The following is a 13,433-nucleotide window of genomic DNA, read 5'->3' as shown; positions in this document are numbered from 1 at the left end:
CGGCTGCCGGAAGCGCAGCGCGCTGGTGCTAGACATCGCGGCCATCGGACTTCTCCAGCTCGTCAAGGAACGCCATGAAGTTGCTGCGGGCAACAGCGATCACGTGCGTGGTCCATCGGGTCATGGTCCTTTCTAGGATCGACACCCGGTCCACCGCGAGTCGACCTGCTTCCAGCGCCTTGATCGCGTCCCGGATCGGGACATCGGCCGCCAGCTGCGGCCGAAGGCGCGAGAGGTCATTCGCCAGCGCGACATATTCGCGCTCGATCTGCCGCAGGTCACGCACCTGATGATAGTGCATGTCGCGATCGGTCCATTCGAAACCGGGCGCTCTCACCGGCAGCGGTGCCCGGCGGGTTGCCGAATGCGCGAACAACAGGGCGTGCGCTTCGCCAAACGTGGAAGGGATGATCGCCTCCCGGCCCTCGCGGATCGCCTGCCGCCGCAGCACCGACATCTGGTCAGGCGTCGGAGGCACGGCCAAGGCCGCGGGATCGTCACCGCATGCCTCACGCTGCTCGTAGCTGCGGTGCAGGCTGCGCAGGAACGCGGCGTCGAGTTCGATCTGCGCGATCATCGCCGTAGCGCGCATCGCCTCGTGCCGGATGAAGCACTGCAGGTCCTGCTGCAGCGCCATCAGCCGCTCGCCAAGCGCCGCCGCCTTATCGTACGCCGCCACGAACACGGCGTCATCGGCACTCGCGAGCGTTGCGCGCAGATCGAGCAGTTCCTGCCTGACCTCCTGTCGCTCGCGCTCGATGTCGTCGTGGGTGGAGAGGTCGTGCGTGACACCGTGACGGTCGGTCCAGCCGAAGGTCGTCGTCACGCGCCCAGTCCCTTGTAGCGCAGGTTGGCGCGCGCGGCGTCGAGCCAGTCGTGCGCGCTGCCGCGCAGCAGATGTCCAGGAAGATCGGTTTCCCACAGTGCGCAGGTCGCGCGGATCAGATCCTGCTGACCCATCGTCATGCGGCGCTGCCGCCAGGCACCGGTGAGGCGCATGTCCTCGTCGGCGGCGAGCCACGCGTCATGCTCCTTGAAATAGCGGTCGGCGCGGCGCTTCCACGCCGCGTATTCGCCTTTCGCCGCCAGTTCGGCAGCGGCAAGGTCGATCGCGCGCACCAGCACGGCGCCGGCATCGCCGCCGGGCAGATGGTGCGCCGCCTCGGTCAGGCGCCGGGTCAGCTCGTCGACGCTTCCGCTCAGCAGGCCATCTAGCCGCCAGCTGTCGGCAGCGCCCAGTCCGCGACCACGCAGGACGAAGCCCAGCGCGATGGCTCCGGCGATGTCCTTGGGGTCACGCTTGACCAGCGTCGTGCCGGCCGCGAGCAGAGCCCGCCGCCTGAGCGCATTGGTCGTATGGCGCGCGATGAGCGTGGCCTCGCTCGCACTCCCTGCTACTTCGCCCTGCATATCGATGGTCTTTCTGGCAACACCGGTCGACTGGCTGTCATCATGCATGGTCTGGCTCCTTTCAGGAGCCATCAACCAGTTCGGCGCGACTTTATTTACCGGACCCCCCTTCACTGAGCGGTAAATGGAAAAGTAGCGACATTGAGGGGGCAGGCGTCAGGTGGTAAGATAGTGAAGTTCAAGAGGGGGTGTTGGCGAAATAAATCTTTCAGCTCGCTGAAAGCATCGCGCCACGTTTCCCGTGCCTTGATGAACACCCCCCCTGTATTGTTTTTACGGATTCGCGCAGTGGAATTTCAAATTTGCAATTCCGGTGAGGTATGGACCTCGGTCAGCGCTGCCGAGGCTCACCGGATCGTGCGCAAACGGACCGGCGCGCTCGCGAAGATCATCCGAGGGGCTCGGAAGGCCGAGAAACAGGAAGCTCGGGAATACCGCAACGCGGAGCGGGGATTGCAGCAGGAATTGCGCGAAGCGGACCGGCGTAGTCGGGCGTTGTGGAAGCGCATCCGGGTCCAACCAGGAGACCGACCGCGGACCGTGATCGAACGCAAGCCGCAGGCTCACCGGCCAACGCGGAGCGGTTGGCTCGCCGCCGCATCGCAATTGCCGCGCTACTCCGGCCAGATTATCGACCGCGCAGGACGCGCCGGCATCTTCTTCCGCGTACGCTACTACGGCCATGGGACCAAGGCAGGGGTAGGTCGGCGCGCGACGCTTTATATTTGGCGGGGTGCGCATGAAACGGCCGATGGCCGTATCCTGTTCAAGTCCAACGTCGGCGATACGGTCGAGGAGGCAGTCGCCGCTCTCGAAGCCGTCGAGATGTTCAATCGCGAGGCGCAGGCTGGCGCCAAGGTGCTGTTCCACGCCATCGCCAACGTCCCATACCAGTTGCTGGAAATGGACGGCGGTATCGAAAGAATGTTTGAGATCGGCCAGCGCTTCGCGGAGGAGCAATTTGGCGACCGTGATCTCCCGTTTGCACTGGCGCTGCATCCGCCATCGGCAGAGGGCGACCAGCGCAACTGGCATCTGCACCTTCTGTCCTCGACCCGTCCTCTCGTTCGTACCGGCGACCACGAGTGGGACATCGGCAAGATGATGCGGCGCGAGATCGACAATCCAGAAGCCTTCGAGGTGATGCGGCATCTGTACGCGCGTGTGCAGACGGAGGTAGTGCAGGAGGCAGGGCTCAACATTCGCTACACCGCCTTGTCCAATACCGAACGCGGGTTGCCCAACCCGGCGCAGAAGCATCTCGGGCCTGCGAGAACCGCGCGGGTGCGCCGTGGTGAAAGGGACGCCGTCAACGAGCGCAACTGGGAGAAAAGCCTTGCGGGCGAAGCGGCGCTGCTCGACGAGCAACTGCGGCACGCGCAGGAGGCGGCAGCGGCCGGTATGGCACTGATCGATCGAGTTGAGGAACGTGCCGCACCATTGGTTATCGCTATGACGACTGCGCCGGCTCTGTCGATCGCCGCGCCGCTCCGGTCAGTGTGGGTGATCAGCAACGTTGCCCAAGCCGCGGCTGGTATCGGCCACGATGCGCTGCCCACGCCCTTGGCCCTGTCAGTTGCAAATTTGCAATCGATCGTCCGGCCGATCGCGACGGTGCCCGCGATGGCGGCAATAACGACGGTATCTGCGATCACGTCAATGCCGAGCGTTTCGGCGGTGCGCCTTCGACAGCATCGGCTCGGGGCAATTCCGAACGTCGTGGATCGAGGCGCTCTCGATTCCATGCCCGCGCTGTCCGTCGCCGCTATAACGCCGACACCGTCTCCTTCGCTCATCTCTACGCAAGGCCGTTTAGCCGGCCTAGTGGCGCAAGCAGCGGTCTCGCGCGGGATCAGCCTGTCGATCGGGGGCGTGCGCAGTCCTGCCGACCGCAGGATATTACTGCCGAAGCAGGAAAATGCGCTCGATAGCGATGCGGCCGACCGTGATCTCGCGGAGATATTCCAGTTGCTCGAACGCCGGGAGGCCGAAGCGACGGCCAAGCGTGAGCGGCTGCGCCGAGATCGCCTCGAACGGCAGCGCGTCGAAGCCGAGCGCCTGCGGCAGGAGCAGGAAGAAGAGCGTCAGCAGCGCGAGGCGCACGCGCTCCGCGACGTCGCCGCACACGAGGCAACCGAAGCGCTCGACGCCATGCTGAACACTGTGGAAGCCGAGCGTATCCTGATCGCGTTCGACGATGATGACCGTTGTGTTGTTGATGATGCCGTTCTCGCCCGCTTCGGCATTGCGCACAGCACCATCATGTCGCGTGATGCACAGGCAAGGCTGAATAAGATCGCCGATCGTCAGAATGGCGAGATATCGCGTCTGGCCGGCCATCTTGCCATCCATGCCGGCGATGCCGTTCATGAACCCGGGGGATGGACGCTGTCGGCGAAGGCACCAACCGACCTGCGGCGCATCGCCGACCTATGGCGTCACCAACCCGCTCTGCAAAGGTCGTTTGCCGATACCGCGGCGACACTTCGGACCGAGCGGACGCCAATGCCGCAAGCGGCAGTGCCCGTGGCCGCCGAACGCGTGCCCGCGCGTCGGGGTGTCGGTCCGGCAAGGCCGGGGCCGCGAATGCCTGTGGCATCGGCGGATCGGCAGTCGATCCTCGCCCTCGCGGCCGCCCAACGCGATACCTTGACCCGGCATTGGGAAAAGGGTGGCGGATTGGCCGAAATGCAGCCCGCGTCGGGCATGGCGGGTGAAACGAAGGACGCGTTAACACCATCTAATCTAGCGAAACGCCCGTTCCCGCCGGATCGCGGTCAGGGGCGCTGAGACGCACGTTCTGCGATCATCCTTGCAACTGCTTGCTCCCGGCCATCGCAAAATAGGATCGGCGGTTCGCCCGCGCCCCACGTCATCATGTGCATCGCCGAACAGCGGCAGAGCAGATTCTCTTGCTCGTCCCAATACCAGATCGACGCCGGACAGTCGCGGCAGGCCACTTGGTCTGACGGCACCGGCACGCCGAGACGTCGCTCCAGATGGTCTAGAGTCGGGCTGAAATAAGGGTTCTGCGGGGCATCGTTGTCTGCGTTTGCGTCATGCGCCGTGTTCTGCATCCTGCAGTTATGACAATGAATGCATTAAAGGCGCGTTGAGATTGCCCCGCGCAGTTGCCTTTCGCTTGTGCAATCGATGGAAAAGCCGGCTGGCGACCGGGGTCTGCGATCAGGGTGTTGAAGGGAAAAGGTGCGTTTTCGCGCCGGCCCCGGCGCTCTGATCGTCCCGCGGGCGAGCCCCGCTTCCATGAATGAGGTGAACCATGCGCGCATCCCTGCGCTTGCCGGACCACACGCGCGCTCCAGGCGCGGTGCTGGCCTACGATCTCGAGACCATCGCGCCGCAGACGCCGGACGGATCGTTCCCGCCGTGGCCGACCCACATGCCGGTCGCTGCCGGATTCGCCGAAGCGCGAAGCCGGGGCGGCGAGTGGACCTTTGATATCGCCGCGCTGGTCGTGTCCGGTGATACGCAAGAGGCCGATCTGATCCGCGAGGCCGACCGGCGGATGGCGGCGGTGGACGTCGTGACCAGCTATAACGGTCGCCAGTTCGACGCGCTTGTCCTGCGGCTCGCCGCCCAGCGGGCAAGGCTGTGGAACCTGAAGGCGATCGCCGACCACGCTGCGGCGCCTCGCTTCGGCGGCGAGCATGCCGATCTTGCCGACCAATATTCGTCCTTCGGTCGCAAGGTCGGGCTGGCAGATCTGTGCAATGCAGTCGGCATCCCGGTGAAGACGGACGTCTCGGGCGGTGATGTTGCAGCATTATGGGAAGCCGGCGAAACCGAACGCATCCGCCGCTATGTAATGGAAGACGCGGTCGCTACCATGTGCCTGCATTTCGCGTGGACCGCGTCGCGCGCCGCCACCGAGGCGCTGGTGACGCGACCAATGGCGGCGTTGGCTCGGCACATTGAAGCAACACCGGACCTGGCGCACCTGTCGGCCTTTGTCGATTGCGAGTTGATGCGCTGGTGCCGTCCGCGCGCGCTGCACGCCGATGTCGCCGCTGCGTTGGAACGAGTTACCGCCAGGTTGCGGAGAGAGGAGGACGAGCGCGCCTTCGCCACCGCCTGAACACCGCCAGCGCCACCAACGCACCATCGGCCCGGTCATCCTCGTGATGGCCGGGCCGCTTTCGTTTTGAGGAATATCCATGCCCACCGACACCGTCGTTCTCGCCACATCCTGGATCCACCAGTTCGCACTGGGGGAACGTCCCGCACGTACGCTGCTGGTCGGCGCCGCCATGCTGACCTGCCATTACAGGTTCGGTCGCCTAGGATTCGATCTGACCGCGCACAGTACCACCGTGACCGACGACCCCGCCGAGACGATATCCTGGTTGGCGGACGCTTTTCACATCCCGCCGGAGCGACTGCTGCTGTGGCGTGGGGAGGACATCGTGGTGCCCTCGCTCATCGCCGTTGCCGAGACCGCGCGCGATACGATCGCGGCGGCCAGGATGCTGCGCGAGCTGGATATGGTCTTTAAGGCTGAGGTGATCGACGTGGCCGATGCCTACGGGGGCACCGGCGCCACTTCGTTCGATGCGATCGCGCACGCGAACGGCATCCCGTTCGTGCCCATGACACGGGCGGATCTGGCCGAGGCCCACCGAACCGGCCACCACGGTGCGATCCGCGAACATCTCGCCGCGCGCGTGAAAGCGACGTGGCGGCTGTGGCTGAAAAGCCGCGAGGATTGCGAGTCGCTGGTTGCCGCGACCGAAGCCTGGATTTCCACCCCGGACGCACAGGTGCGGCTGTGATGGTTGTCGACGGCAAAGCATACATCCGCCCGTGTCGTTCGATTCCCAGCGAGGGCAACGGCGCCGAGTGGATGACATCAATCGCGACGTTGTATGAACCGCTGACCACGCCATTGCCGCTGGCGGGGGCATCGACACTGACACGGGCGCGACAGGACAAAGAACCGCGCATCGCAGCAGCTCTAAGGGCCGAAGCGCCGTGGATGACAGCCGCGATTGATCGGATCGCCGACCAGGCGGCGTTCAGCCTATGGGCGGGGCGGCCATGGTTGTCGTTGCGGCCGGTATTGCTGGTCGGCCCGCCGGGTGCAGGCAAAACCCACCTCGCGAGGCGCCTCGGCGCGCTGTCGGGATGCGGTGACGCCGTGTTGTCGTTCGCCGGGGTGAACTCCAACGTCGAGCTGGCAGGCAACCCGCGCGGATTTCGCCATACGCAGCCATGTTTGCCGGCGATGACGATGTTGCGGACCGGCACCGCCAACCCCGTCGTCGTCATCGACGAGGTCGAGAAGGTAGCATGCGGTGACAACGGCGATCCGGTCGCGACGTTGCGCGGTATGCTCGAACGGTCGACCGCCGCCCGCTTCTTCGACGGCTGTCTCGCCGTTGAGATCGACCTGTCTCACGTCAACTGGGTGCTGACCGCTAACCGGATAGATCGACTGCCAGCTCCGCTGCTGTCACGGGTCGATGTGGTCGAGGTGGCCGGCCCCGGGCCGGAGCATGCCGAACTGGTCCTCGCCAACCTCTGGCGATCAGTCGCCCGCGACGCCGGACTGCCGCCATCGGCGCTGCCGCACATTGAGGTCGCTGCCGAGGCGTCACTGCTGCGCCTGTTTCGCAACACCCGCTCGGTCCGCCGCCTGCGCCGCGCGATCGAGACGCTGGTGGCGGTGTCCGCGCGACACGTGCCCCGCACGGTCAACTGATCCCGTTCTGGAGGGAAAGTGATGAGCACCATGGAAGATGGAAAAATGCTTCGGCCGACAGGCCGTCACGCAATGGAGTAATGATATGACGACGACCAAGACCTTGCCGATGCAGGCCCGGCACCAGAACTGGATGCTTGCTCTGCGGCAGCTCGCTGGCGTGCCGACGTTTAAGCCTGCGCTAGAAAGCATCCTGTTCTGCGCTACCGGCCTCGACGGCGTTCAACGTGGCATGGAACTCGCGCGGCTCGCCCAGCAGGCGGACCGCGACGTCATCTGCGCACATTGGGCTAACACGAAGGCGAAGCGTCCATCAGGCTACACAGTCGTCCTGCGCGACGTCCTGTCGGTCGATGTCATCAGCGACTGCCAAGCCTTCATATGGGGAGAGGATCGGCTCGCCTTTGTGTCGCCCCGCGAAAAGATGACGATCTGGGTCGGCGATCGCGGCTTGTTGCAGCGAGGTCCGGGACTGCCCCAGCATCTGGTGCGGGGTGTGCGTCTCGCGACGATGCGGATCCACAAGGCTGCTGAAAGCCGCGACGCCGAGCTCCTCGACGGCAACCGCTTCATGCCCTTCGGCGGCGATTGGGCCGCATCGAACGCGCCCATCGACGCCCCCATCCGCTTCTCGTGAAATCCCCGGCGGGCGCACGTTGCGCCCGCCGATTACCCAATTCGGAGACCATCATGAAGATCGACACCATCACCACCCCGCGCGGTCCGCGTTCCTGGATCGTGCTCGACATTGAGTCGGCCGTGATCGACGACACCGCTCACAAGCGATACCAGCAGATGGAACGGTGGGTTCCCGCTGACGACAAGCCGATCCGGCGCGGGTACCAGCGCAGCGAAGACCCGCTGACGTGCCCCAGGTGGCCGTTCCAGACGATTACGACTGCCGCGATGATGGTGCTCGTCGAGGATTCGCAGGGCGGCATCGACGTGCAGCGCTTCGTAACGCTGTCTGCGCCGGATCACAGCGAGCGAGACGTGCTCGCCGGCATCCTGCAAGTCTTGTCAGAGGCACCTGCGGACGCCGAAATCTGCACTTGGATGGGCCTTGCCCATGACCTGCCGCTGATGATCAGCGGGTGCATGCGCCACGGCCTGACCCTGCCGCACGGTTGGCGCTGGCTGGCAAACGGTGGCTTTCACAAGGACCGCCACCTCGATCTGGCGCGTGCATATACCGCCGGCATGCGCATGAAGCCGATCCATCTGGCCGAGGTGCTTGCGGTTATGGATATCCCGGGCAAGCTGACCTGCCCGCCATTCGCGGTCACGAACCTGATCTACACTGGACGATGGGACGATGTGCAAAGCGCGTGCGAGATCGACGTGATCTCGACGGCACTACTGCTCGCCCGGTGGCGCAGGTTGACCGACCCGCGGGCCGAGGCGGATGCGGTCGAAGACCGGATCCTGCGTCGTGTTATCCAGTTGCGTGAAGGTCGCGGCTACATCGCCGCGCTCGATGCTCATCGGCAACGGCGGTTCACGGCCAAGTTCGAGAAGGCTGCGAACGACGCGGCGATCCTGGCACCATGGTTGGAGCAGGACGCGGCCTGAAACTGCCTTGGACTTGGCGAAGGGGCCGGCGTTGCCGCACGACCACGCTGGCCCCTTCATCGTATCTCGAACGAAGCCGATGACGGCGTTCAGACGAGCGACGCCGACGGTCGCGTCGATCCTCGCGGCAGCCTCTATCATGTCCTTCAGATCAACAGGTTCAACTACCTGCATCCCGCGCGTTGCTCTCGCGAAGTCCAACCGCGTGCTCACCGGCTGGGAGTCAGCGATCACCATCAGCTTGTGGTCCGGTAGAAAATTCTCCGATTCCGCCAGCACTGCAGCCATTCGCGCAGGCAACCTTTCCCCGACGTCCGCGGGGAATACCTGCCAGCGAAGATTAGCCGGCGCGTTCTCTAAATCGATGGAAGTGCCGCGTAGAAGGGGTTCCCGAATGTCGAGTAGCCATCGACAGAACTCCTCCTGACCCGCATTCATCCAGCGGTGCGGCTCATCTAGCTGTAGGACGGTAGGAAAGGCCGCCAGCACGTCCAGCGTCCAGTCGGTAGGGGCGCCGTTGAAATCGAACACACACTGCAGGGGATCACCGAGCACGGGAGAGGGCAATTCCGCCGCAAGCGCGCGGATTAGCCAGTGCTGTTGAGCCGAGCAGTCCTGATATTCGTCGACGACCAAACGACCGTAGATGGCCCGTAGCACCGGCGAGAGCACCCCGCTCTCCACAATCGCGACGGCAGCGCCGCGGGTCGCCGGATAATCGATCACGCCGTCACCGTTACGGCGGCCCGCGAGGCCGGGATAAAGACTGATCAGCTTTAGGGCCCAGCCGTCGATCGTTGCGAGCCTATAGCGCGTCGACGGGACCGCGGCGCGGTTCAGCCGCAGTCGCAGGGCGGTGACGCCCGCGTTGGTTTGGGTCAGCACTAGCACCGGCGCGCCGTCGTGTTCGGCGAGAGCGTCGACGATCGTCTGTGGCTTGCCGCAGCCGGCGGGGGCGATAATCGACCCGGAAGGAAGGTGGAACAGCGTTACGTCAGACCGCCTCGTCCCCGTTCACCATCCAAGCGCGCAGTGAATGCAACGTCGCGACGAGCGTTCCGGCGCTCGCCTCGATGCGCGGGCCGACCACGTCTCGGCCCACCATCTCCGCATAGCTCACGGTCTTGAACCACTTGCCTTTCGTTGCGGCGGCTCCGAGCAAACCGCGTTCCTCCACTGTAAAGCCGAGGGACCCGTCATCAACCTCTAGCCCCGCCTTTCTCGCGCGAATTTGGTCGTTCACCGAGAGCTCGCCGTTCCACTCTCGCGCGATGTCGAGCAGCGGAACGACGCCGTCTCTTTCGATGGAGGCGAAGATCTGCATCTCGGTCATATTCGGCTCGTCCCAGAAGAACCGGGTCACGCCAGCGGCGGTGAGCGCGGCCAACTCAGCCGCGTCAAGTTCCGTGTCAGAATCGTGGACCAGGCCGGTTCGATATCCCGCGTTGGCGAAGGTTAGCGCGCGCTGCAGCATGTTCGATCTGGCTCCGTCCGCCAGTGCCACGCCACGCCACAGCTGCCGATCGCGCGACCGCCACCCTCGGTCCAGTATAAATCCAGTCCACGCACAAGCCCGACCTCCGTCGCGCCCTCGCAAACGAGGACACTCGGCGCCAGGAACCTGCGCGGCGTTGGATCGGGTAACCGACCTCTCCTGTCGCGCAAGCAACAAGGCATGCGGCTAGTGTGGTGCGAGCTCCCCAAATCGGAAGGATGCCGTGGCATCGCCGTCTATTCAGGGCCTTACCTATCCTTGAGCGTCTCCGCGCCGTTCGCAACCGTCACCGTGACCCTGTGCCACGCCGTCGACAGATAGCCAGCGAAATTCCAAATCGCATTAGGCTGTTCTGGTTGCATCTGCCCGGCTCCGTCGACGGCGCGGACGACCAACACGTGAATTCCTGGTACGAGATCGACCACCGCCTCCCATTGCGACCAACTCCACGGTGCCCCCGGCGGGTGGTCGATCACGGCCTGAATCCAGTCCATTCCACCATTCGCCGAGATCTCGACCCGCGATACCGCCCGCCCGGAAGCGATCGCGTACCCTTGGATAACGCAGCGACAGACATCGAGCCGGGCACCATCCACCGGCGAGCAGATGGCCGCATTCAGGGGCATCTCCTCGATCGTCATTCCGGCGTCCCAATCGGCGTCGTCTTTGGCGACGTCGGCAGGGAAGAGCTTGTAGTCCTTCGCCTGGATTGGAGCATCGGACGGGCGGTCCCGAACCTCGATCCTGGTAAGCCATTTGGGACTGCGCACGCCGGCATAGCCTGGAACGACGAGCCGTAGCGGTGCACCATGCTCGGGCGCGAGCGGCTCACCGTTCATGGCCCAGGCGAGGAGCACGTCCGGGCTGCACGCCTTCGCGAGCGAGATCGACGCGCCATACGGCGCCTTGTCGCCATCGACATCGACCTCATCGGCACCAGTCGCCGCGACGAATGCCGCACCGTCGCCGATGCCCGCAGCGGCAAGGACGTCGGCAAGCGATACGCCGGTCCATTCGGCATTGCCGATCGCGCCGACATCCCACGGATCGCCCGACGTTTCCGCCACGCCCTGAAGATGCGCGCGCCGATTTCCCGCGCACTGCATCGTCGCCGCGACGGTCCGCACGGGAAACGCCGCTTGCAGTTCCGCCACGCTGAACCATCCGGGGCGATTCACCAGACCGTCGATCGCGATCCGATGGTCCACGGGCAGGTCCGGTATCGGCCCGTGACTGCGGATGTAGAAGTGCGCCTGTGGGGTCAGGAACGAAGCGATGAGGCTTTCCGGCCGCGCCTCCGCGTTCAGCGGATCGAGACACCGCACTATGAGGTTCCGTTCGGCGCGAGCGAGTACTGTCATGATCTACTCCGTTTCCTGCCCAACGCACCGGCGTCGGGAAGGATACGGCCAGCATCGAAGGATAGCTATTTCTGGACCTGCACCGCCGCACCGATCGTCATCGGATCGCCCGGAGCGACGACGAGGTAGCGACGCACGTCGCCCTTGGCCTCGCTGACAACCTGGCGCAGCGGGCCGATCGCATTGACGATCGCGCTGCCGGCGGGATTGGTCATGAACTTCGCCAGAGGCTGGATCGGGCCGCTGCCATCTGCACGGTTCGACAACCCGAGGACATAGGGCATCTTGGGCATGAGCCCGGCGACGGCGGCTTGCAGGATCTGCACCTGGCCTTGGTCGAAGAGCGTCACCTGGCTTTGACCGGTCCCGCCAAGCGTCAGCTGAACTTTCATGCCTGCCTGCGCGAGCGGCACAAGGTTCGTTTTGCCGTCGCCGCTCGGCACCGCGCCGGGAACATAGGCTACGCCCTGCGGCCCCTGACCGATCGGAATCGTCGCGATGACGGTGTTGCTCGCCGTGTCGATCGCCGCGACCGCATCGGCGTTCTCCAGCCCGACATACATCCGAGTGCCGTCGCCCGACGGCCACAAGCCGTGCGGCAGCGCGCCGACCGGGATGCTCGCGACCTGTGCAAAGTCGGTGGTGCGGAACACCTTCACGACGTTCTCGGTACCGACCGTCACATAGGCGAACTGGCCGTTCTTGGTGCGGGCGATGTTGACGTGGTTGGTGATGGCGCCAGTATCGAACGTCTTGAGCACCGCGAACGGTGGCTTGGCATCGAACACCATGACCTTGCCGACGTCCTTCAGCGTCAACCAGACCTGCTTGCCATCGGGCGTCGCGGCAATGTCAGGGCAGAACGGGCTCGCCTGCTTGACGCGACCGACGATCTTCTTCGAGGCGGTGTCGATCACCACGGTCTCGGGTGTGAAGCTCGAACAGACGTAACCGTATTTTCCGTTCGGCGAGAATATCGTCATGCCGGGGCCGTTGGGGACGGGGATGCGCGTGGTCGGCGCGAAGGTCTTGCCGTCGAGTACCTGGATATAATCCTCGCCGCGCACCGCGACCCAGACTTCGCGACCGTCGGGGCGGAAGAACGCTTCGTGCGGCGATCGGCCCACATAGGTCGTGTGCTTCACGGCATTGGTCGCAGTGTCGATGAACGTCACCGAGTTCGAGCCGATCGAGATTACCGCCAGCGTCTTGCGATCGGGCGAGAAGCCCATGCCGTGGACGAGCAGCTGTCCCTTGTAGAGCGGGCTGAGGTTCGCGGGGGTCTGGTCACCGAGCTTGATGACGCCGAGCAGCGTGTTGGTCGATGGATCGATCACCGACACGGTGTTGGAGAACTGGTCCGAGGTGTAGAACCGGTCCTGTGTGCTGACGGGGACGTCGGGGATCGCGTTCGGCACTTGCTGTGCAGACGCAGGGCCCGAGAAACACAAGGCGGCGCAGGCGGTTAGGGTGAAACGCCTCATGGACGGTCTCCGTGATGGGGGTGACCAGTAGCGGTCGGTTCAGTATGAGGTGGCAACGCGCCGTCGTCGGATAGGATGCCCTTCATCACCGCGATTTCCTGGCGTTGTTCGACGATGATTCCCTGCGCGAGTCGGCGCAGGCGTTCGTCCTTGCCATAGCGCAGTTCGACTTCGGCCATGTCGATCGCGCCTTGGTGATGGGGAATCATCATCCTTGCGAAGTCGCGATCGGGATCGCTCGAATAACCGGTCATCATCGCGCCGTGCATCCGCATCATCGCCGCATCCATAGCGGACGCGAAGCTGTCTGTTTGCGCTATAGCGGCCGTCGATCCGGACAAGGCTATCGCTATCAGCAAGGTCGTGCGTGATTTCATCGTCATGCCCCTAGT

At 64.5% G+C, this 13,433-nt stretch carries 12 protein-coding genes and 1 pseudogene; 6 read left to right on the top strand and 7 right to left on the bottom strand.

The window, feature by feature from the left end; all coding sequences use genetic code 11:
• Positions 1–28: 28 nt before the first annotated feature.
• A complete protein-coding gene (locus ASG11_RS15995; RefSeq protein WP_055782333.1) occupies positions 29–826 on the bottom strand; it encodes a hypothetical protein in 798 nt (265 codons plus the stop codon).
• On the bottom strand, positions 823–1,458 hold the full coding sequence (locus tag ASG11_RS15990) for a hypothetical protein (RefSeq protein WP_156363839.1): 636 nt from the start codon (positions 1,456–1,458) through the stop codon (positions 823–825). Before ASG11_RS15990 ends, ASG11_RS15995 begins: the two co-directional genes overlap by 4 nt.
• Before the next feature lie 240 nt (positions 1,459–1,698).
• On the opposite strand from ASG11_RS15990, the gene ASG11_RS18480 reads away from it, so the two are divergent.
• The 6 genes from ASG11_RS18480 (at position 1,699) to ASG11_RS15955 (ending at position 8,701) form a co-directional block, all read left to right on the top strand.
• Positions 1,699–4,200 carry a MobA/MobL family protein gene (locus ASG11_RS18480; RefSeq protein WP_168371755.1) on the top strand — a complete coding sequence of 834 codons (2,502 nt, stop codon included), beginning with the start codon at positions 1,699–1,701 and terminating at the stop codon, positions 4,198–4,200.
• A 490-nt stretch (positions 4,201–4,690) separates the two neighbouring features.
• Positions 4,691–5,506, top strand: coding sequence for a ribonuclease H-like domain-containing protein (locus ASG11_RS15975; RefSeq protein ID WP_055782322.1), 816 nt, complete (start codon positions 4,691–4,693; stop codon positions 5,504–5,506).
• Positions 5,507–5,585: 79 nt separating this feature from the next.
• Positions 5,586–6,200 carry a hypothetical protein gene (locus ASG11_RS15970; protein WP_055782319.1) on the top strand — a complete coding sequence of 205 codons (615 nt, stop codon included), beginning with the start codon at positions 5,586–5,588 and terminating at the stop codon, positions 6,198–6,200.
• Positions 6,200–7,129 (top strand): AAA family ATPase, encoded by a 930-nt coding sequence (locus tag ASG11_RS15965; RefSeq protein WP_082472882.1) that lies wholly within the window; start codon positions 6,200–6,202, stop codon positions 7,127–7,129. Before ASG11_RS15970 ends, ASG11_RS15965 begins: the two co-directional genes overlap by 1 nt.
• An 85-nt stretch (positions 7,130–7,214) precedes the next feature.
• Positions 7,215–7,766, top strand: a complete 552-nt coding sequence (locus ASG11_RS15960) for a hypothetical protein (protein WP_055782314.1) — start codon at positions 7,215–7,217, stop codon at positions 7,764–7,766.
• Positions 7,767–7,819: 53 nt separating this feature from the next.
• On the top strand, positions 7,820–8,701 hold the full coding sequence (locus tag ASG11_RS15955; RefSeq protein ID WP_055782311.1) for a hypothetical protein: 882 nt from the start codon (positions 7,820–7,822) through the stop codon (positions 8,699–8,701).
• A gap of 510 nt (positions 8,702–9,211) precedes the next feature.
• Here the strand turns inward: ASG11_RS15955 and ASG11_RS19420 are convergent.
• The 5 genes and pseudogenes from ASG11_RS19420 to copM form a co-directional block, all read right to left on the bottom strand.
• Positions 9,212–9,361 (bottom strand): annotated as a pseudogene (locus tag ASG11_RS19420) (UvrD-helicase domain-containing protein); the annotation flags it as partial.
• 334 nt (positions 9,362–9,695) lie between these two features.
• Positions 9,696–10,175: a hypothetical protein gene (locus ASG11_RS15950; protein ID WP_055782308.1), complete on the bottom strand. Its 480-nt coding sequence runs from the start codon at positions 10,173–10,175 to the stop codon at positions 9,696–9,698.
• A gap of 269 nt (positions 10,176–10,444) precedes the next feature.
• Positions 10,445–11,557 (bottom strand): sulfite oxidase, encoded by a 1,113-nt coding sequence (locus tag ASG11_RS15945; protein ID WP_055782305.1) that lies wholly within the window; start codon positions 11,555–11,557, stop codon positions 10,445–10,447.
• A 65-nt stretch (positions 11,558–11,622) separates the two neighbouring features.
• On the bottom strand, positions 11,623–13,041 hold the full coding sequence (locus ASG11_RS15940) for a YncE family protein (RefSeq protein WP_055782302.1): 1,419 nt from the start codon (positions 13,039–13,041) through the stop codon (positions 11,623–11,625).
• On the bottom strand, positions 13,038–13,418 hold the full coding sequence (gene copM, locus ASG11_RS15935) for a CopM family metallochaperone (RefSeq protein WP_236697552.1): 381 nt from the start codon (positions 13,416–13,418) through the stop codon (positions 13,038–13,040). The genes ASG11_RS15940 and copM overlap by 4 nt, the downstream gene beginning before the upstream one ends.
• Positions 13,419–13,433 lie beyond the last annotated feature (15 nt).

The organism is Sphingomonas sp. Leaf357 (assembly GCF_001423845.1).
In the GTDB taxonomy this organism is placed as follows: domain Bacteria; phylum Pseudomonadota; class Alphaproteobacteria; order Sphingomonadales; family Sphingomonadaceae; genus Sphingomonas.
This window is presented reverse-complemented; position numbering and strand designations above follow the sequence as displayed.

Excerpts from the sequence above, each read along its gene's own strand:
- ASG11_RS15950 (WP_055782308.1), bottom strand. The coding sequence starts at position 10,175 with ATGCTGCAGCGCGCGCTAACCTTCGCCAACGCGGGATATCGAACCGGC.
- ASG11_RS15945 (WP_055782305.1), bottom strand. The coding sequence starts at position 11,557 with ATGACAGTACTCGCTCGCGCCGAACGGAACCTCATAGTGCGGTGTCTC.
- ASG11_RS15940 (WP_055782302.1), bottom strand. The coding sequence starts at position 13,041 with ATGAGGCGTTTCACCCTAACCGCCTGCGCCGCCTTGTGTTTCTCGGGC.
- copM (WP_236697552.1), bottom strand. The coding sequence starts at position 13,418 with ATGAAATCACGCACGACCTTGCTGATAGCGATAGCCTTGTCCGGATCG.
- ASG11_RS15975 (WP_055782322.1), top strand. The coding sequence starts at position 4,691 with ATGCGCGCATCCCTGCGCTTGCCGGACCACACGCGCGCTCCAGGCGCG.
- ASG11_RS15955 (WP_055782311.1), top strand. The coding sequence starts at position 7,820 with ATGAAGATCGACACCATCACCACCCCGCGCGGTCCGCGTTCCTGGATC.
- ASG11_RS15965 (WP_082472882.1), top strand. The coding sequence starts at position 6,200 with ATGGTTGTCGACGGCAAAGCATACATCCGCCCGTGTCGTTCGATTCCC.
- ASG11_RS15960 (WP_055782314.1), top strand. The coding sequence starts at position 7,215 with ATGACGACGACCAAGACCTTGCCGATGCAGGCCCGGCACCAGAACTGG.
- ASG11_RS15970 (WP_055782319.1), top strand. The coding sequence starts at position 5,586 with ATGCCCACCGACACCGTCGTTCTCGCCACATCCTGGATCCACCAGTTC.
- ASG11_RS15990 (WP_156363839.1), bottom strand. The coding sequence starts at position 1,458 with ATGCATGATGACAGCCAGTCGACCGGTGTTGCCAGAAAGACCATCGAT.